General features: G+C 45.3%; 20 protein-coding genes. 16 read left to right on the forward strand and 4 right to left on the reverse strand.

What is annotated here, in order from left to right; translation table 11 throughout:
• Positions 1-158: 158 nt before the first annotated feature.
• The 4 genes from ACFQ1X_RS12185 to ACFQ1X_RS12200 all read left to right on the forward strand — a co-directional run bounded on the left by ACFQ1X_RS12185 (position 159) and on the right by ACFQ1X_RS12200 (position 4,329).
• Entirely contained in the window at positions 159-1,427 is a 1,269-nt protein-coding gene (locus ACFQ1X_RS12185) for an acetyl-CoA hydrolase/transferase family protein (protein ID WP_144839311.1), read from the forward strand.
• Positions 1,428-1,810: 383 nt separating this feature from the next.
• Positions 1,811-2,245, forward strand: a complete 435-nt coding sequence (locus tag ACFQ1X_RS12190; RefSeq protein ID WP_144839309.1) for a MarR family winged helix-turn-helix transcriptional regulator — start codon at positions 1,811-1,813, stop codon at positions 2,243-2,245.
• Positions 2,238-3,413: an MFS transporter gene (locus ACFQ1X_RS12195; RefSeq protein ID WP_144839307.1), complete on the forward strand. Its 1,176-nt coding sequence runs from the start codon at positions 2,238-2,240 to the stop codon at positions 3,411-3,413. Before ACFQ1X_RS12190 ends, ACFQ1X_RS12195 begins: the two co-directional genes overlap by 8 nt.
• Before the next feature lie 79 nt (positions 3,414-3,492).
• Positions 3,493-4,329: an STAS domain-containing protein gene (locus ACFQ1X_RS12200; protein ID WP_379082739.1), complete on the forward strand. Its 837-nt coding sequence runs from the start codon at positions 3,493-3,495 to the stop codon at positions 4,327-4,329.
• 71 nt (positions 4,330-4,400) lie between these two features.
• On the opposite strand, the gene trhA is transcribed toward ACFQ1X_RS12200, so the two are convergent.
• Positions 4,401-5,048 (reverse strand): PAQR family membrane homeostasis protein TrhA, encoded by a 648-nt coding sequence (gene trhA, locus ACFQ1X_RS12205; protein ID WP_144839303.1) that lies wholly within the window; start codon positions 5,046-5,048, stop codon positions 4,401-4,403.
• A 138-nt stretch (positions 5,049-5,186) separates the two neighbouring features.
• Here trhA and ACFQ1X_RS12210 point away from each other — a divergent pair, with 138 nt between their 5' ends.
• From ACFQ1X_RS12210 to ACFQ1X_RS12255, 10 genes are all read left to right on the forward strand, one after another.
• The gene (locus ACFQ1X_RS12210; RefSeq protein ID WP_144839301.1) at positions 5,187-5,762 is read left to right on the forward strand and encodes a DUF1836 domain-containing protein; all 576 of its coding nucleotides are present in this window, start codon (positions 5,187-5,189) and stop codon (positions 5,760-5,762) included.
• The gene (locus tag ACFQ1X_RS12215; RefSeq protein WP_144839299.1) at positions 5,762-6,208 is read left to right on the forward strand and encodes a YaiI/YqxD family protein; all 447 of its coding nucleotides are present in this window, start codon (positions 5,762-5,764) and stop codon (positions 6,206-6,208) included. Before ACFQ1X_RS12210 ends, ACFQ1X_RS12215 begins: the two co-directional genes overlap by 1 nt.
• A 118-nt stretch (positions 6,209-6,326) precedes the next feature.
• Positions 6,327-7,022, forward strand: a complete 696-nt coding sequence (locus ACFQ1X_RS12220; RefSeq protein WP_144839297.1) for a type 1 glutamine amidotransferase domain-containing protein — start codon at positions 6,327-6,329, stop codon at positions 7,020-7,022.
• A gap of 140 nt (positions 7,023-7,162) precedes the next feature.
• The gene (locus ACFQ1X_RS12225; protein ID WP_144839294.1) at positions 7,163-8,233 is read left to right on the forward strand and encodes a type III polyketide synthase; all 1,071 of its coding nucleotides are present in this window, start codon (positions 7,163-7,165) and stop codon (positions 8,231-8,233) included.
• On the forward strand, positions 8,230-8,745 hold the full coding sequence (locus tag ACFQ1X_RS12230; protein WP_144839292.1) for an isoprenylcysteine carboxyl methyltransferase family protein: 516 nt from the start codon (positions 8,230-8,232) through the stop codon (positions 8,743-8,745). The genes ACFQ1X_RS12225 and ACFQ1X_RS12230 overlap by 4 nt, the downstream gene beginning before the upstream one ends.
• A gap of 101 nt (positions 8,746-8,846) precedes the next feature.
• Positions 8,847-9,131 (forward strand): hypothetical protein, encoded by a 285-nt coding sequence (locus ACFQ1X_RS12235; RefSeq protein ID WP_144839290.1) that lies wholly within the window; start codon positions 8,847-8,849, stop codon positions 9,129-9,131.
• Positions 9,132-9,216: 85 nt separating this feature from the next.
• A complete protein-coding gene (locus ACFQ1X_RS12240) occupies positions 9,217-10,305 on the forward strand; it encodes an AI-2E family transporter (protein ID WP_144839288.1) in 1,089 nt (362 codons plus the stop codon).
• Positions 10,306-10,393: 88 nt separating this feature from the next.
• Positions 10,394-11,179, forward strand: a complete 786-nt coding sequence (locus ACFQ1X_RS12245; protein WP_144839286.1) for a transporter substrate-binding domain-containing protein — start codon at positions 10,394-10,396, stop codon at positions 11,177-11,179.
• A gap of 57 nt (positions 11,180-11,236) precedes the next feature.
• Positions 11,237-11,881, forward strand: coding sequence for an amino acid ABC transporter permease (locus tag ACFQ1X_RS12250; RefSeq protein ID WP_144839284.1), 645 nt, complete (start codon positions 11,237-11,239; stop codon positions 11,879-11,881).
• Entirely contained in the window at positions 11,878-12,606 is a 729-nt protein-coding gene (locus ACFQ1X_RS12255) for an amino acid ABC transporter ATP-binding protein (protein ID WP_144839282.1), read from the forward strand. The genes ACFQ1X_RS12250 and ACFQ1X_RS12255 overlap by 4 nt, the downstream gene beginning before the upstream one ends.
• Positions 12,607-13,152: 546 nt before the next feature.
• Here ACFQ1X_RS12255 and ACFQ1X_RS12260 read toward each other — a convergent pair.
• A complete protein-coding gene (locus tag ACFQ1X_RS12260) occupies positions 13,153-13,593 on the reverse strand; it encodes a peptidylprolyl isomerase (protein WP_144839280.1) in 441 nt (146 codons plus the stop codon).
• A gap of 77 nt (positions 13,594-13,670) precedes the next feature.
• The gene (locus ACFQ1X_RS12265) at positions 13,671-14,462 is read right to left on the reverse strand and encodes an SDR family oxidoreductase (RefSeq protein WP_144839278.1); all 792 of its coding nucleotides are present in this window, start codon (positions 14,460-14,462) and stop codon (positions 13,671-13,673) included.
• Positions 14,463-14,670: 208 nt separating this feature from the next.
• On the opposite strand from ACFQ1X_RS12265, the gene ACFQ1X_RS12270 reads away from it, so the two are divergent.
• On the forward strand, positions 14,671-15,657 hold the full coding sequence (locus ACFQ1X_RS12270) for an NAD(P)/FAD-dependent oxidoreductase (protein WP_144839276.1): 987 nt from the start codon (positions 14,671-14,673) through the stop codon (positions 15,655-15,657).
• A 38-nt stretch (positions 15,658-15,695) separates the two neighbouring features.
• On the opposite strand, the gene ACFQ1X_RS12275 is transcribed toward ACFQ1X_RS12270, so the two are convergent.
• A complete protein-coding gene (locus tag ACFQ1X_RS12275) occupies positions 15,696-17,198 on the reverse strand; it encodes a BCCT family transporter (protein WP_144839274.1) in 1,503 nt (500 codons plus the stop codon).
• Between the two features lie 372 nt (positions 17,199-17,570).
• On the opposite strand from ACFQ1X_RS12275, the gene ACFQ1X_RS12280 reads away from it, so the two are divergent.
• The gene (locus ACFQ1X_RS12280) at positions 17,571-18,362 is read left to right on the forward strand and encodes a LysM peptidoglycan-binding and 3D domain-containing protein (protein WP_144839272.1); all 792 of its coding nucleotides are present in this window, start codon (positions 17,571-17,573) and stop codon (positions 18,360-18,362) included.
• Positions 18,363-18,385: the final 23 nt, after the last annotated feature.

Here is an 18,385-nt window from a genome sequence, read left to right on the forward strand (position 1 = left end):
CTNCGCTTTTCTATTGTCCAGACTCCAGCGGCCCATCTCTCGCTATCGCTATTCTTTATTGCCAGAAAAGAGTGAATTTCGCGGGAAGTTTGCAAATACGGGACGAGGCAATATATATGATAAGGTGATTGGTAACAGACAAAACGGGAGTGAAGAGCATGACAAAGAAATTGAATCCTGAAGAGCTTATAGGGTTAATCGACAAAGGCGCGGATATCATCATTCCGATTGCCAATGGTGAACCGGTCAAATTGCTGGATATATTGGAAGAAGGAGCGGATCAGTTGCAGGACGTTAAAATTCATCAGATGCTGGCTCTGCGCGAACGCAGCTATATCAAAGGCGAACTGGAACAATTAAAGCACGTTTCATATTTTCTGAGTGGCGCGACGCGAAAAGTCTACCAACAGGCGAAGATGGAATTGGTGCCGAATAATTTCCATGAAATTCCTCGCATGTTGAAAAAGACGACAAAAATGTCGATGATTATGACAGTGGCTTCTCCGATGGATGAGCACGGTTATTTCACGTTCGGCACCCAGGCTGATTATGTGGCTGAGTTTGTCGGGGAAGTTCCCTTTATTCTCGAAGTGAATGAAAATATGCCGAGAACATACGGCCATAACCACATTCACATCAGCCAAATTGCTGGCTTCGTGGAGCATCACGCACCGTTGTCCGAAGAAAAAGGTGGAGAAATCAGCGACAAAGATTTATTGATCGCTTCTTCGATTATTGAAGACATCAAGGATGGCGACACGCTGCAGATTGGCATCGGCTCGGTGCCCAACGCAGTCATCAGCATGTTGAAAGACCATCGCCACCTCGGCATCCACACAGAAATGCTGCCGGACGGCGTGGTGGATCTGATTAAAGCCGGAGCGGTCGACGGCACCCGAAAATACACGAACCGGGGCAAAGTGATTGCAACTTTCGCCTATGGATCCAAAAAGCTCTATGATTTTCTCGACAATAACCCGGTCGTAGAATTCCTGCCGGTCAGTACAGTCAATGACCCGCGGGAAATCGCAAAGGAGAAAAACATCGTTTCGATCAATGCAACGACGGAAGTGGATCTTTTCGGCCAATGCGCATCTGAAACTGTTGGCGGAAAATACTATTCGTCGAGCGGCGGACAAGTCGATTTTTCCAGAGGCGTCCGTTTTGCCGAAAATGGAAAAGGCTATATCTGCATGCCATCTACTGCCAAAGGTGACACCCTGTCCCGCATCAAGCTGAATCTGGCACCGGGATCGGTCGTCACTACAGGCAAAAATGACGTCGACAATATCGTTACGGAATATGGCATGGCCAGGTTGCACGGTGTCTCCATATCTGAACGGGCGAAGCGCCTGATCAGCATCGCCCATCCGAAATTCCGTGAAGAATTGATGTTTGATGCGAAGAAGAACGGGATTATCATTTAACGCAACAGCATAGAACTTGACCCAACCGGAGATAGAATTGCTTATCTTCGGTTTTTTGTCGGGGAATTTGTTGCGGATAGTATATTTCGTTTGCGGATAGTATTTTGGCTGTTCCGGATAGTATTTGGATGATTCCGGACAGTATTTCCACCACAACGGACAGTATATCCAAAAAAATGGAAATTCCAGCATCTTAAAAGCCTTCGCAACGACTATTTCGATCAAATTCCCCCACAACAGCGGATGGTTTTCGCAAGGCGAAAACCATCCCGGGAACATTCGCATGAGCGAATGTTCTTTCATCAATTGATCTGCCGAATCTTTACTTTCCAAGGCAAGATCCATATACTTACTTAGGTAAGTAATTTGGAGGAGCGTTTTGCATGAAGATTTTATTGTTTCATGAAATTCATCAGAAATCCCGTTTGGCTGTCAAAGAAGCCAATGAAGTTCTGAAGGAATTTGAATTATACAGCTCACAATGGTCAATTTTGTTTTGCCTGAAACAATTCGGGCCTATGACGCAAAAAGAGATTTGGCAATATCTGAACGTGGAGGCGCCAACAGTGACAAGAACTTTGGCAAAACTGGAAGAAAGCGGCTGGGCCGGGAGAAAAGAAGGTCCGGATAAGCGCCAGCGCATCGTCTGTTTGACGCCAAAGGCAGAATCGAAAGTTGCGGAAATCGAAGAACGGATCATTGAGCGCGAAAATGCGATGCTGTCGGATTTGACCAAAGAAGAGCAGGAACAATTGAAGGGATTGCTTAGAAAGATCAAATCACCGTCCCGCGATGAAAAGGATGTAATGAATGGTTGAGAAAAGCCCTATTTGGACAAAAAGTTTCATCAATATATCCATCAGCACATTTTTTATTTTCACCGTATTTTATGCGTTGCTGACATATATTCCGCTCCATGTAATGGAAGATTTGAACGGTACCGTGACCGAAGGGGGGCTGGCAACTTCCGTATTCCTGGTGAGTGCCATCATTATGCGTTTTGCTGCCGGCATGATCCTTGATAAATTCGGCAATAAACAGGTGCTTGTCTTTTCTGTGCTGATGTTTACGTTCAGCACTATCCTCTACATTTTCGTAGGAAGCCTGACGATGCTGTTGCTGCTGCGTTTTTTCCACGGAATCTGGTTCAGTCTGGTCACTACAGTAGCGGGAGCAATTGCCGCTGACATCATTCCACCGGCGCGGCGCGGGGAAGGAATGGGGTATTATGCGATTGCGATGAACCTGGCCGTCGTTGCCGGTCCATTCATCGCTCTTACTATGCAGCCGCTTGCAGCTTCACAAACGATTTTCATCGTTTTCAGTGTAATCATGGTAATCGGTTTTATCTGCGTGCTATTCGTCCAGGTGGAACAGTTTCCAAAGGAAGCAGCGGTCCGCCGAAAACTCTCCATCAGCAATTTTTTGGAAACGAAAAGCATGCCTATTGCCAGTGTCGGCTTTTTGATTTCGTTCGCTTATGCGAGCATCATCACATTTATCTCCGTCTATGCCGAATCACTCGGCCTGTTGCAGACAGCCAGCTTTTTCTTTGTGGTCTATGCCGTAGCGATGCTTCTGGTCCGGCCATTTACAGGAAGAATCTTCGATGGAAAGGGACCGGATTATGTCATCATTCCTTCGATGATTATTTTCGCTCTCGGCTTATTGCTGCTCAGTTTCACAGGGTCATCATGGATGCTTCTGCTTTCAGGGGCGCTGATCGGCTTGGGCTATGGCACTTTGCTGCCGAGCTTTCAGACATTGGCGATTCAGGCTGCGGAAAAGCACAGGAGCGGTTACGCGACCGGTACGTTTTTCGCGTTTTATGACAGCGGCATTGCCATCGGCGCGGCTTCACTTGGTGTGATGGCCGGATTCCTTGGTTATTCAGGACTGTATATGTTCCTTGCGGTTTTTATTCTGCTGACTGGAATTTATTATAAATGGATCACTTCCAGAACAATCGATACTGGTAAAGGCTGAACCGGGAAAAGATTTATTTAATGGGGAATATGCATTATACTTGTTAGATAGAATGCAATCAAAAGGAGCTTTCATTTTCATGGGACAAAAAAGTACCGAACTATACAATTATTTAATGGAAAATAAAGAGATGATGACAGAAGAGTGGCTGGCCAGCCGGGAAAAGAAAGACGGCTCCATGTACTCCAGCAATGTGTCACCCCAAATTGCAGAGCAGTTGAAGCACCAGAATACTGCATTTATAGAAGCTGTGACTTCAGTATTTATCAGCGAAGAAGAAGAAGAGTTTCTTGGAGCGCTGGAAAACTGGGTTGAAACGATTGCGACTGCACGGGCCCGACAGGCGGTGCCGTTGCATGAAGTGATTTCACAGATTCGTGTGTTCCGTGGGATCTACTGGGGCTATGTGCGTAAATATTTCCTCAAGGAAAATGATGCGAACAGCGAGGATGCCCTGAATTGGGCTGAAGTGTTGAATAACTCATTCGATTACATTATCGAACGGTTTGCTCTCCGTCATTACGAAGCTGACCAGCGAATGATTGAAAACCAGAAGCAGATGATTTATGAACTCAGCAGTCCTGTCATACCGATAAAAAAAGGGGTGGGCATCCTCCCTTTGGTCGGGGACATCGACACGCACCGCGCCAAAATCATTTTGGAAACAGCCCTTGAAGAAAGCACCAACCAGCAACTGCATACACTTTATATTGACTTATCCGCAGTGGCCATCATCGATACGATGGTGGCACAGCAGATTTTTCAGGTAATGTCGTCTTTGAAAATCATCGGCGTCAAGTCGGTGCTGTCCGGCATCCGACCGGAAATCGCCCAAACGGCCATCACGCTCGGCATCGATTTCAAAGACATCAAAGTTCATGCCAACCTCATGCGCGCCTTGGAAACGCTGGCGTAAATAAAGAAAAAAGCCAGCCGCTATATAAAAATAGCCGCTGGTTTTTTCGTGTTTTACTGTAATAGGGAGCTTCACAGTACATAAATATAGACCGCGAGAAAATGGCACAGACTGCCGAGCAGGATGAATATGTGAAAAATCTCATGGAAGCCGGCATATTTGAAAGACAGGAAATTCGGCTTGAGGCCATAAATGATGCCGCCAACAGTATACATGATGCCTCCACCGACCAGCAGCGACAAGCCGACTGCCGCAAGATTTTCAGCGAGCGGCACGACGGCGAACACGATAATCCACCCCATGATGATGTAGATGGCCGTGGAAAGCCAGCGCGGTGAATGGAACCAGACCATTTTAAAGAGGATGCCGCTGATTCCGAGAGCTGCCACCAGGATGAACACTGTCCAGCCAAGTGTACCGTCGAGTGCAATCAGGCAAAACGGGGCATAAGAGCCGGCAATCAGCAGAAAAATCATCGAATGATCCAGTTTTCTGAGGAATGCGATGGTTTCGGGTTTTCCTTTTACAGAATGGTAGACGGTTGAAGCAGTATATAAACTGATCAAGCTGGCGCCGAAAATGATGACGGACAATATATGAAGCGTCGATAATCCTTCAGAGCTCGCTTTGAGGACCATTGCGAAAAGAGCGGCGATGGATAGAACGGCTCCAATCAAGTGGGATATAGCATTAAAGGGTTCTCTGAAGTATAAATTCATTTTAATATCTCCTCTGTGTTATGTAGTTATTGAAACTACTTAATATAATATAGATAGTTATTCACCTAGTCAAGCTTGGTTAATTTGTGATCATGGTATAAAATTAAAACAATAGTTTTAATGAGGAGGGGTTCCCACATGACGCGTGCCCAAAAGATTATCGACAGGATGGCTTTGGAAAAGCAGATTTCGGTTGAAGAGATTCCGAAAATTGATTTGTATGTCGATCAGGTCATTCAATTATTCGATACAGGATTTTCAGAGATGAAGAGAAATCCCGATGAAAAGATTCTGACCAAAACAATGATCAATAATTACGCAAAAGGGAAATTGTTCTATCCGGTCAGCAATAAGAAATATTCCCGCAATCATGTCATGTTAATCAGCCTGATCTATCAGATGAAAAGTTCCTTGTCGATCAATGATGTAAAAAGGGTGCTGGCCGGCATCAATGACAAGGCGGCGCAAAAAGAACTGGATCTCAGCAGCTTTTATGAAAGCTATTTGGAAGTCCAGCGATATAACGGCGAACTCTTTAAAGAGAACCTGGAGCAGCAAGTGAATAAAGTGCAAGCCGATTCAACGGCGTTCGGAGATGACCGGGAAGAAATTGAAAAAGTGCTGCTTATCGCATCACTTGTCCATATGAGCAATCTATACCGGCGGGCGGCAGAATTGCTGGTCGATGAAATGGCGGGAGGGAAAGAGAGCTGATGGTAAAAGTGTTGATAGACGCAGATGGCTGTCCGGTAGTGGACCAGACAATCGCTGCAGCCCGCAAGTTTCAATTGGAAGTGGTACTGTTATGCGACACGTCCCACGAAATGTACCGCGAAGGCGCGGAAACCGTCACTGTTTCCAAAGGACCGGATGCTGTCGATTTTGTGCTGGTCAACCGTGTGAAAAAAGGAGACATTGTCGTTACGCAGGATTACGGATTGGCCGCGATGGTGCTGGCTAAGCAGGGCTATCCAATTGACCAGAACGGCCGGTTATATTCAGCAGAAAATATTGATCAGCTGCTGCACGGCCGGCATATCGCAAAAAAAATCCGGCAGGGCGGCGGCAGGATGAAAGGTCCGAAAAAGCGCAAGCCGGAGGACAATGAAAAATTCACGGCGAATCTGCTGGAACTGATTGAAAAAATAATTGGAAATTAAACGATGGAGATGGCCGGAAAAAGGCTGTTCCATCGTTTTTCATTTTCAGCTGAGGAGTAAACTTCTTTCAAAGGGGAATAATGGTAAAAACATGCTTTTTATTTGAAAGGGGATTGGCATGGATAAAATTTTAATCGTTGTGACGAATAACTCGAGGCTTGGGGAAAAAGGCAAGAAGACAGGGCTGTGGCTCAGGGAACTTACGGATTTTTACCATGAAGTAAAAGACCGGTACGCGGTGGATATTGTCAGTACTGCACCAGACAGAGTGCCAATCGATCCGAGGAGCCTGATTGCGGCTGTCACGCATAAGCAGACACGGGAATATTATATGGATGATGACTTTATGGTACAGCTGAAAAAGCCATTGGTCCCTGAACAAGTGAACGCTGAAGACTATGCCGCGATTTACTTTACAGGCGGGCACGGGACGATGATGGATTTTCCGGATAATGAGGAACTGCAGAAATTGACGCGGGATATTTATGAACAGGGCGGCTACGTCTCAGCTGTCTGCCACGGACCGAGCGGCTTACAGAATGTGCGGCTGTCAAACAGCAGGCTGTTGATTTCCGGACATGTCATAACCGGATTTTCGGATATGGAAGAGAAATCGCTGGGAATGTTCAGGCATATTCCGTTTTCACTTGAACAAGTATTGAAAGAACGCGGCGGACTTTATAAAAAAGCTTCTGTGCCTATGGCTCCCTGCACGGTCGTCTCCGGACGGCTGGTGACCGGACAGAATCCGGCGTCTGCTTCCGGCGTTGCAAAAAAATTGCTGGCACAGCTAGAAACGATCCGGCAAGTTTGAACCGAAGTGAAAAGGTATTTTACATTCTTACTTAATTTGATGTGCAAACTGACAGAAATCGTTTATAACAACTCAGAAAGCCTTCCTGCATGAAAAGGATGGCTTTTTAAAGGCTCAGACCAGGGAAAGGAGTTAATGCAATGTCCGTTATCCGAAAAGTCGTTACAGAAAATGCACCTTACCATGTGGATCAGAATGAAATTGTACAAGTCGTCAGGAATTTATTCGGCGACCATTTTGATGATATTGAACGGCTGTTGAGGGTCTTCGGCAATGGACAGATTGAAGGCCGGTATTTCGCAGCACCGCTCGAATGGTTTGAAGAAGAACGGGGATTGGAAGAAAAAAATAAGTTGTATATAGAACAAGCCGTCAGCATGGGCAGCCGTGCAGTTGACCGTTGCCTGAAGGAGACGGCAACGCATAAAGATGAAGTGGATGCGTTCATCTTTGTATCAAGTTCCGGCATGTCAACGCCGACGATAGACGCGCGGATCATGAATGAATTGAGAATGCCGCCGCATATCAAACGGCTGCCGATCTGGGGTCTTGGTTGTGCAGGCGGAGCTGCGGGTCTCAGCCGCGCTCACGATTATTGCAAAGCTTATCCGGAGGCAAAGGTACTGGTACTGTGTCTGGAATTATGCAGCCTGACTTTTCAGCGCTCAGATATTTCCAAAAGTAACTTGATCGGTACTTCTCTGTTCTCGGATGGCTCGGCATGTGCACTTGTTACCGGGGAAGATGCTGATGGAGATGATACAGGTTTTTTTGTTCATGAAACTCAATCGACCTTAATGGCTGATTCGGAAGACGTAATGGGATGGGATGTTAAGGATGAAGGGCTGCATGTTATTTTTTCGCGTGACATCCCTCGAATAATTGAAAGTTGGCTGAAGCCGAATCTTGATCAATTTCTAAGGAAATTGGATAAAAAAACCGAGGACATTAAGCACTTCATTGCTCATCCAGGAGGAAAAAAAGTGCTGGCTGCTTATGAAAAATCATTGGCCATGGGAAGCGAAGAGACAGAAATTCCGAGGAATGTATTAAGGGATTTCGGTAATATGTCTTCTCCGACAGTGCTGTATGTATTGAAAGAGTTCATGGAACAACAGCCAAACGAAGGTGAGCAAGGATTATTGACTGCTCTTGGCCCCGGATTCAGTTCAGAGATGCTGTGGCTGGAATGGAGGGAGAAGAGCGGATGAGGTTATTCTTTTACCTTCTTTTCCTCTTTGTCATCCTGCAGAGGCTGGCGGAAATGGCATATGCCAAAAGAAACGAAAAACTCATGCGAAAAGCAGGAGCCGTCGAATCAGGAGCCGGACATTATAAATGGATTGTTCTTCTTCACATCATGTTCTTTGTTGCACTGCTTGCCGAGGTGCTGTATTTTGATATCGGCGGAAGCAGCGTATGGTGGATATTCTTAGTAATTTTTGTAGTGGCACAGATTTTACGTGTCTGGGCATTGGCTTCGCTCGGTCGATTTTGGAACACCAAAATATTAGTGCTGCCCGGAGCTGACAAGGTAGAAAAAGGGCCTTACCGCTGGCTGCCTCATCCGAATTATATGGTGGTGGCACTTGAAATCGCTTCTCTGCCCATGATTTTCGGTGCCTGGCGAACGGCATTGGTATTTACGGTAGCAAACGCATTATTGCTGCTGTTTGTCCGTATTCCGGCAGAAGAAAATGCGCTTCGTGAAATGAAGGGATGAGTGTCGGTACGAAAAATCTTAATTATTTCTAGTTAAAAAGTTATTTTAAGGGTATACAAAACTATATGACGTTAAATTAGTTTCTATTTTGGAGGGATTCGATGAAGAAATCATCAATGATTACAGTATGGAGCAGTGCTTTTGCGGCGGTTGCCGGAATATTTGTCTATAAAGCCTACCAGGAAAAAGCGAAAAAAGAAGCTTTGGCGAAAGACGTGGATATGCATAACAGCAAAGAAATAGACCAGCGTGAAAGTGTCGAAGCGGATGTAGATTCTGCAGAAAAAGGGTTGACTCAACTGGATTCAGCATACCGCGATGAATGGCAGGCCAATGCATTCCCCCAAACGCACAGAGATCTGGACGAATTGGATAAAGATAAATAAGGAACAAATTCTTGGAGCGGAAGTTGAGAGAAGTCTTGCTTTCGCTCTTTTTGCCGGACTTATTTAATGAGAGGAGAGACACCGTTTGTGGATCAGAAAGCCATTTTTTGAATATGCTACAGCTGCAATATTGATTTTGATCATCGTATTTTTTCTGGGGAAAATCGATTATGCATTGTGGCCGTTCAAAGTCATTATTACTACATTATTTGCACCCATTTTAATAGGCGGGCTGTTTTATTACTTGCTGCGTCCGTTTGTACAGTTGTTGAGCCGGTATGTGCCAAAACTGGCAGGAATCACCATTGTCTTTACCGTAATCGCAATCATTCTATCATCCGCTTTTTATTTCTTCGGGCCGACGGTTCAAACGCAGGTGGAAAGTTTTCTTGAATTGGCACCGGAAAAAGTGGAGGAAGTAACGGAAGAATCCGAAAGCGCTATGGCCAGTTTTGAATTTATGGGAATTGAGGGCTGGGAAATCCGTTCCCGTGTTGTATCTTATTTCCAATCCGCTTCGGACGGCCTGATCGATAATATTGCCAGCATACTTTCTGCATTGATGAATATCGCAGTCGTCATCATCGTTGTGCCATTCATCCTTTTCTTCTTATTGAAAGATGACGAAAAGTTAATCCCGCATATTACCAAATACCTTCCGGAAGAGCATAAACCGGAAGGCCGGAAATTACTGAAGGATTTGGATACGACATTGGCGTCTTATATCATCGGCCAGGCATTGGTGGCAATGACAGTGGGGATACTGATGTACCTCGGCTATCTAATCATCGGATTGGATTACGCGTTCACCCTCGCAATTTTCGCGATGTTTCTGATCATTATTCCGTTTTTGGGACCGATCATCGGGGTTATCCCTGCGATATTCGTGGCTCTGGTGAGCGGAGAACCCTTTATGGCGATAAAGGTGATTATCGTTTTGGTGGTTGTCCAGCAATTGGAGGGCAATCTGGTAACGCCGAATATTATGGGAAATCGGCTCAATATTCATCCTTTGACCATTATCCTGTTATTGATGATTGCGGCTGCGCTCTATGGCTTTATTGGATTGCTGATCGCAATTCCACTGTATGCCGTTTTAAAAACATTGATCCATAATTTCAGGCTTTTCATCAGGTTGCGGAAGAAGCGGGAAACTGCAGAAAATACCGAATGAAATTGGAAGAAATAAGATTATCTTATTAAGCTTTAGAATATTGTGATATATTAGACAAGTAATCAATTTATCTCAAGGGGGAATAACAATGAAAAAGTTCAGTTTTATTCTAATGCTTTTAGCATTGATGCTTTTCATCGCAGCATGTGGATCCGATGATGAGGGTTCTACAGGCGGAGACAGTGGAGAAAGCAGTGAAGGGGAAACTTATACAGTAGGAATCGACACGACATATCCTCCCTTCGAATTTGAAGAAGACGGCGAATATACAGGAATCGATATTGACCTGATCAATGCAATTGCTGACAATCAAGGTTTTGATATTGAATTCAGCGCAATGGACTTTGGTGGAATCATCCCGGCTATGCAAGCGGGCCAATTGGATGTCGCCATTGCAGGCATGAGTATTACAGAAGATCGTAAAGAAATTGTTGATTTCTCAGATCCATATTTTGAAGCAGGTATTTCACTTGTAGTCAATGAGGATAATAATGACATCACATCATTGGAAGACCTGGAAGGCAAGACTGTGGTAGTAAAAAGCGGGACGACGGGAGCCGATTTTGCCCGTGAAAATCAGGAAGAGTATGGATTTGAAATCACGCAGCTTGACGACAGTCCGGCAATGTTCCAGGAAGTATCAAATGGCAATGCAGACGTGCTGTTTGAAGATTATCCGGTTATCGCTTATGCAATTGCAGAAAGTGACCTGGATTTAAAAGTAGTCGGCGATCGTTTAACCGGTGATGAGTATGGAATTGCTGTATTGAAAGGCGAGAATGCTGATTTGCTTGACCAAATCAACGCTGGACTTCAGGAATTGCGCGACAGCGGGGAATACGACGAAATTTTGAACAAGTACATCGCAGAATAAAAATTTTGATGCAGCGCGCGTATGCGCGCTGTATTTTTCATTAAAGGAGACGTGAGGATGGAGAACATTAGAAACGCCTTGCCGTATTTAATGGAGGGCTTGCAAGTCACGCTTTACATATTTGTCATTGCAATTATACTGGGCTTTCTTATTGGTTTAGTTGTTGCATTGTTCCGGCTTTCACCTTTTAAAGTATTAAATTGGATTGCCAAAATTTTTGTCGATGCTATCAGGGGAACCCCGTTCATCGTGCAATTGTTCTTTATTTATTTCGGGTTGAATTCATTGGAATATTTTTCGATGAGCAATACAACGGCCGGGATTGTTACAGTAGCGATTAATGCAGGGGCTTATTTCTCTGAGATTATCCGTGCGGGAATTCAATCGATCGATAAAGGGCAGACGGAAGCTGCGCGTTCGCTCGGTCTGAAATCCAGCCAAAACATGCGCTATATCATTTTGCCGCAGGCTTTCCGCAGAATGCTCCCGACCATCACCAACCAGGCGATTATCTCCCTGAAGGATACATCGCTCCTATCGGTCATTGGAGTTGCGGATTTGACACAGGAAGGGAAGATCCAGGCAAGCCAAACATTTGACGCCTTCAATATTTATTTGATTCTTGGCGTTATTTATTTCATCGTCATCTACTTGCTGTCGATGCTGGCTAGCTTTATAGAAAGGAAGTTTGTACTTCGATGACTATGATCAGAGTTGAAAACTTAAAGAAATCTTTCGGTGACCTGGAAGTTTTAAAAGATATGAGTACTGTAGTCGAAGAAAAAGAAGTGATTTGTGTAATCGGACCTTCCGGCTCAGGCAAAAGTACATTTCTGCGCTGCCTTAACCGTCTGGAAGAAATTACAGGCGGCCATGTTTATATCGAAGGAACTGACATTACTGATCCAAAGAATGATATCAATAAAATCCGTCAGGAAGTCGGCATGGTATTCCAGCAATTCAACTTATTTCCGCATAAGACCGTCATGCAGAATGTGACGCTGGCGCCGATGAAGCTGAAAAATTTAGACAAGGCTGCTGCTGAGAAAAAAGCGTATGAATTACTCGACAAGGTAGGATTGCGCGAGAAGGCGCAGGCGTATCCGGGCGAACTTTCCGGGGGGCAGAAACAGCGTGTAGCGATTGCGCGTGCGCTTGCCATGGACCCGAAAATCATGCTGTTCGACGAACCGACTTCAGCTCTGGACCCGGAAATGGTAGGGGATGTGCTGGATGTTATGAAACAACTGGCCCGTGAAGGCATGACGATGGTCGTTGTCACACATGAAATGGGCTTTGCCGCTGAAATGGGTGACCGCGTCCTATTCATCGACGGTGGTTATATTGTTGAAGAGAACGTTCCAAAAGAACTGTTCGGCAACCCACAGCACGAGCGGACAAAAGCTTTCTTGAGTAAAGTTCTTTAACTACACAAAAAAGGCCATCTTGGTAAATCCAAGATGGCCTTGAGCTTGTTGAGAAAGTAAAAATGAAAGCCGATATTCCGCAAAACAGCTTCGCTTGCCTGGGGGGCTCGCGCTGAGCTAACTCGAGGCTTCGCTCGAGTGGATCTCAGCACTTCACTTGGTCCCCTGGGCGTCTGCGCTGTTTTGCTCCATATCTCACCTCTTTTTCTATGAAGGAATAGACGTTTAAGTGTGTTGTATGTGAGAAGGTGAACACTTGCATTATCAACACAGAACAGAATGAAGCGTCAGGCGGCGACTCCATCGGGAACCAGAGCTAGTCCTGAGACCCCGCAGGGAAGGTTTGACCGAACACCATTCGGTCGAACCTTTGCGACGAAGCGTGGAACGCTGCAGGAGCATCGGTTTTTCGAAGCGAGCGAGGAGGCTCAGGCAGCTCCCCGAGGAAAGCGTCCGCCTAGAGCGAAATGATTGGAGAAGTTATCGGTTTCTCGACAGCCAAAAAGCCATCTTGGTAAATCCAAGATGGCTTTTGCTTTTAAATTTTTATTCTTCGTCAAAAACGTGGACTTTAGTCATTTTGTCGCCGTTTTTCATTGCTTTCGCTGTTTCAAGACCTGAAGTTACCTGGCCGAAAACTGTATGCACGCCGTCAAGATGCGGTTGCGGTGCATGGACGATAAAGAATTGGCTTGAGCCAGTATCTTTTCCTGCATGTGCCATTGAAAGACTTCCAGCCTGGTGTTTATGCGGGTTGCCTTCAGTTTCACACTTGATCGTTTTGCCGCTGCCGCCAGCACCAGTGCCTGTTGGATCGCCGCCTTGGCTGACGAAACCTGGAATGACACGGTGGAAAGTTACATCGTTATAGAAACCGGAGTTTGCCAGTTCCTCAAAGTTTGCTGCTGTGTTCGGTGCTTCATTCGGGAAAAGTTCGAACTCGATAATGTCGCCGTTTTCCATGTGGATGTGGCCTTTTTTTGCCATATTAAAACATCTCCTTTTCGGTTTGTTCATTTTCAAGTATAGCGATTATAAGTGGCTGTGTATAATGATTTGCCGGTTTACAACGCTTTCAGCAATCCGCCGTCGATGACGAGTGATTGGCCGGTCATATAAGAGTTGGCAGAAGATGCAAGGAAAACAACAATTTTCGCAAATTCTTCCGGGTGCCCCATGTGCCCTCTTGGGATCTGTTTTTCCGTATTTTCAAGCACTTGTTTAACTGTCACATTCTGCTTATCAGCGGCAATCTGGTTGAGTTCGGCAACACGGTCCGTCGCAATTTTACCGGGACCAATTGTGTTGACCATGATATTATCGCCAGCGACTTCGCGTGCAAGAGTCTTCGCAAATCCGACCATACCCGCACGGAACGTGTTGGAAAGGATGAGCCCGTCGAGCACTTCTTTAACAGATGAAGAAGAAATATTGATGATACGTCCGAATTGCTGTTCCTTCATATAAGGAAGAACTGCGCGCGAAGAACGGATGTAACTAAGCAGATTCTGGTCAAAAGCTTTATACCAGTCTTCATCCGTGACCCCGTCAAAACCACCGGCTTTCGGTCCACCTGTGTTATTGATCAACACATCAACACGGCCTGCCTCATCCTTTACAAAGGCAAAGAAATCCGTAATATCCTGTTCGCTCGTCATATCACATGATTTGTAATATACCTGGTCATTCTTTGATTCCTTTTTGATTTCTTCCGCCGTCTGTCTCAGTTTTTCTTCGCTGCGGCTGGAAATGAAGACAATCGCTCCTTCTCTTGCAAATTCCATAGCTGTCGCTTTTCCAAGACCTTTACTTGAAGCCATGACGGCTACCACTTTTCCTCTTAAGCCTAATTCCATCCAAATTCACCCTTTCCATTGTATCTACAACATTCAGTTTACCGAAAGGCAGTGCATTTTGCAGTTTATGGGTTTCGGAATTCTGAATATTCTTCTATTTAGTGATTGTTAATTCAATAAATGATCAATTTCAGTCAATAGTCCAATAGCGTGAAATAGGATAAAATATGATAGGATATAAATATTGATACTAATGGGAGTGTTTTAAATGGAAGAACGCGAAATCTTTGATATTACAATTATCGGCGGCGGGCCAACAGGCTTGTTTGCTTCCTTTTACGGCGGAATGCGGAAAATGAAAGTTAAAATTTTGGACAGCCTGCCTCAGCTTGGCGGACAGTTGACAGAGCTTTATCCTGATAAATATATTTACGATGTCGGCGGTTTCCCGAAAGTGCTGGCAAAAGATCTCGTAGACAATTTGACGGTACAAGCCAATTACGGTGATCCGACAATTTGCCTGGAAGAGACAGTTTCAGCGGCGGAGCGTCATGGCGATCATTTTGTCATCCGCACTGATAAAGGGGAACATTATTCAAAAACGATTCTATTGACTGCGGGAGTCGGAGCTTTTCAGCCACGGAAACTGGCGGTTCAAGGCACAGAAGAGTTTGAAGGGAAATCACTTCATTACGGCGTAAAAGATCTTACAATGTTCAGCGGCAAGAAAGTTGTTGTTCTTGGCGGAGGCGATTCTGCAGTAGACTGGGCAATGATGCTGGAAAATGTAGCCGATCATGTAACATTGAGCCACCGCCGCGAAAAAATGACGGCACACGAAGCCAATGTTGATACGATGATGGCTTCAACTGTTGCTGTCAAGAAGCCATTCGGCGTCCAGGAATTGGTTGGAGAAAACGGTCAAATCCGTGAATTGGTGCTGATCGATAAGGAAGGCAACGAAGAAAGACTTGAAGCTGACCACGTTGTCGTCAATTACGGAAATATTACATCGCTCGGACCCTTGAAAGAATGGGGTCTTGAGATGGAAAAGAATTCCGTTGTCGTCAACTCCAAAATGGAAACAAGCATCGAGGGCATCTATGCCGCAGGCGATGTTGCGACGTACGAAGGAAAAGTGAAATTGATCGCTGTCGGCTTCGGTGAAGCGCCGACTGCCATCAATAACGCAAAAGCCTATCTCGATCCGAAATCAAAAATCCAACCGCTTCACAGCACAAGCGTATTCAAATAGAAAAAAGCATTTCCGCTAGCCACGCGGAAATGCTTTTTTTATCTGCTTCTTTTCGGCTTCTTGACATTCGGATCCAGCGATGCGGCTTTGAAAAATGAGACGCCCATCATCAGGACGATAACTGAGAAGGGCAGAGCGGCGATGATCAGGATGTTCTGCAGCCCTTGTGTGCCCCCAGTATAAACGACAATGGCAGCAACTGCCGACTGGATCAGTCCCCACGTGATCTTCACAAGGTTTGGTGGATTGATCATTCCGCCGGTTGTCTGCATCCCGAGCACAAATGTTGCCGAGTCCGCAGAAGTGATAAAGAATATTGCCACAACAAACAATGTCATTATCGACATTAAAATGCCGAGTGGATAATTCTGCAGGACGCCGAACGTGGCGGTTTCCAGGCTGTAGTCAGAAATTTGAGCGATGCCGTTCTGTTCCAGGTTGAGTGCTGAAGCACCGAAGACGGCAAAGAAGATAAAGCAGACGATCGACGGGACAAAGAGGACGCCTAAAATAAATTCTTTGACTGTACGGCCCCGCGAGATGCGGGCGATGAAAATTCCGACGAACGGCGCCCAGGAAATCCACCAGGCCCAGTAGAAAATGGTCCAGCCATTAACCCAGCTGCGTCGATCCGTATTCAATGGTTCCAGATGGAAGCTCATCATGAAGAAATTGGATAAGTAACCTCCGAGACTGTTTGTGAATGTATTCAGGATATAAATTGTCGGTCCGACGATCAATAACAGGATTACCAGTGCAAACGGAAGTACCATATTGATATTGCTCAGATATTTGATTCCTTTGCCGATTCCGGACCAGGCGGAAACGATGAATAGGACAGTTGCCACTGCAAGAATCAGCAACTGGAATGGAAACGTATTCGGAGTGCCGAGGAGAAAGTGCATTCCTTCATTAATCTGGGCGGATCCAAAACCTAAAGTTGAAGCCACCCCTACAATTGTTGCGAAGACGGCCAGGACATCAATCAGTTTGCCGATTGGCCCGGCCATTCTTTCTTTCCAAAACAACGGCACCAATGTTGCACTGATTAAACCCGGTGCATCGTTGTGAAATTTGGAATAAGCCAATGCGAGAGCCACGATTCCATAAACTGCCCAGGCATGCAGCCCCCAGTGGAAAAACGAAAACTGCATAGCTTCTGTGATGGCCTGGTTTGTTCCTGTTTCCGCCCGTGGAGCGCTGATGAAAGCGTGGGAAATCGGTTCGGCTGTCGTCCAGAAAACCAAGCCCATTCCCATCCCGGCGCTGAACAGCATGGCGAACCAGGAAAGCAGGGAAAATTCCGGTTTATCCTGGGCTTTCCCCAAGTTAATGGTAGAAAAGCGAGAAAAGATAAGATAAATGGAAAATGCCAGAATAATAAAAACGGTAGTCAGGTAATACCAGCCGAAAACTTTTGAAATCCAGGCAGTGAGCCCGCCAGTCAGCTCCTGGAAATCCACCGGCGCCAGAACTCCCCACATGACCAGCCCCAAACAGGCTCCAAGTGAAATCCAGAACACGGATGTAACATTCTTCAAAATGACTCATCCTTTTTGAAAGCTTGAATAATGAAGCAGAAGTGAGTCTTGCCGGTCGTATAAAACTTCTTCCTTCAATTGATAGTTTTTATTATTACAGAATGATCGGGCGAAGAAAATATGTATTTTCACTTTGTGCTATATCTTGTTTTAGCCTATTTTCAGTTTTGATAAACACAGATGTTGATATATCAGGGTTTAGCATGATTGAAATTCCTTTGAATTCATAATAAATAGTTATATTACAATCTGTAATATAATGCACTTTTACGTAACGTAATTGTTAAATTTAATCTGTCGTTTTGTCATTGTCCTGAAATGTTGCGGTGTTATAGTTTGACTTGTGTTAGTGAAAAGGAGGAATTTCATTTTATGAAAAAGCAAATCGTTACACTAACGGCAATCGCAGCTCTTAGTGTAGGCGCGGCGGCAACTGCAAGCGCCGATTCATCGTATACAGTCAAATCAGGTGATACTTTGTGGGGAATCTCACAAGCAAAAAATGTGTCAGTAAGTGATTTGAAAGGTTGGAATGACCTTTCATCAGATCTTATCTTCCCGAAACAGGAACTTAGCGTAGGAGAAGCGAAAAAAGAAGAAGCAGCAGCCGAGAAGTCAACATATACAGTTAAAAGCGGTGACACTTTATACCGCATCGCATCAAACAGCGGAATCTCTCTTGACCAGCTTATGAGCTGGAACGGAATCACAGGCCACTTGATCTATCCTGGTGACAAATTGGTAGTCAGCGGAGGAACAGCAATTTCAGTTCCAAAAGCACCGGCACAATCTACAACACCAGCTTCAGCACCAGCACCGGCTCAGTCAACGGCACCGGCACAATCTTCTGCACCGGCTCCATCATCACAATCCGGTAAAGAAATGACGGTATCAGCAACGGCTTATACAGCTTATTGCACCGGCTGTTCAGGTGTCACTAGAACAGGCATCGACTTGCGTTCTAACCCGAACCAAAAAGTTATCGCTGTAGACCCTACAGTAATTCCACTTGGCTCTAAAGTATGGGTTGAAGGCTACGGAACAGCAATCGCTGGAGACACTGGCGGAGCTATCAAAGGCAACAAAATTGATGTGTTCATCCCATCAAGAGATGCAGCTTTGCAATGGGGCCGCAAAAACGTAACAATCAAAATTCTTGAATAGAATAAACTAGCTACAAAGCCGAG

This window comes from Metaplanococcus flavidus (genome assembly GCF_042675885.1).
GTDB classification, from domain to species: domain Bacteria; phylum Bacillota; class Bacilli; order Bacillales_A; family Planococcaceae; genus Planococcus; species Planococcus flavidus.